This window comes from Pseudomonas sp. AU12215 (assembly GCF_001675465.2).
Taxonomy (GTDB): domain Bacteria; phylum Pseudomonadota; class Gammaproteobacteria; order Pseudomonadales; family Pseudomonadaceae; genus Pseudomonas; species Pseudomonas nitroreducens.
Window position 1 is genome coordinate 1 of the sequence record NZ_MACM02000084.1, and the last position, 977, is coordinate 977.

Genomic DNA, 977 nt, shown 5'->3' on the forward strand with positions numbered 1-977 from the left:
ATGCCCGATTGAGGTCATGACAGAGGTAGTGGCGTTGCAGCATGATGCACCTGCTTCAATCCAGTAACCGTGTTGCACTCAGCTTCTGCAACCGCCGATATATAAGGAAGTACTAGCGCCGAAACAAAAATATGACCAGCAGTGTTGGATATTATCAATATAGAGCCTAGAGAAAGCATCGCAAATAACTTCATGCTTTTATTTCTTGTTTTAAATGAAGATATGAATTGGAGTATATAAAGTGATGCAGTAGGTGCGCCCATTAATAAAATTAAATCGGGGAAGTCGATCTCAATACTGTAATTTCCCATGGGATACCCGCCCGTTATTAAATATAAGTAATTTTTTGAGAGGATATTGTTTAGGACGTAATCTAGCTTGTTGTCTCTTCCCGATAGAAGAAGTGTAAATATATTTCCTTGGGCATAGTTGTCATACTGGTATTCAAAGTAAGACAGAGAACTTTGGACGGCTATGTTTATCTCGGTGTTAAGGTTGTATGCAAGAAGCGCCACTGATGAAATTGTAATTAGGCTAATGATTATGATTGGTGTAGCTCTGGCGAACCCGTATCGAGCAACGCATACCGAAATTATAGATAGAAGAGCTCCAATCAGTGAGGCTTTAGCTCCCAGTAGTAAGGACGCAGTAATTGCAAGCGAGAAAATTATAATGTCGGACTTTATAGCTATCCTTTGTGTAATATTTGCCGCAGATATTAATGTTGCAACAAGTATCAGTCCTGCTGCCTCATTCTGAGCGATAATAATTCCTTTGTATCCGGAACGATCCGCTAGTGCATAGCTTCTAAACGAATTTATGTCGAATATAGCTCCCGCAAGTATGCAGGCTAAGGGCGGTTGCAGAAGCTGAGTGCAACACGGTTACTGGATTGAAGCAGGTGCATCATGCTGCAACGCCACTACCTCTGTCATGACCTCAATCGGGCATTTCCAATTGAAGCGCTTGCGCGGTCG

General features: G+C 42.0%; 1 protein-coding gene. It reads right to left on the minus strand.

The features are described 5' to 3' along the window. Positions 1–14 precede the first annotated feature (14 nt). On the minus strand, positions 15–311 hold the full coding sequence (locus A9513_RS35530) for a hypothetical protein (protein ID WP_141678411.1): 297 nt from the start codon (positions 309–311) through the stop codon (positions 15–17). Positions 312–977 lie beyond the last annotated feature (666 nt).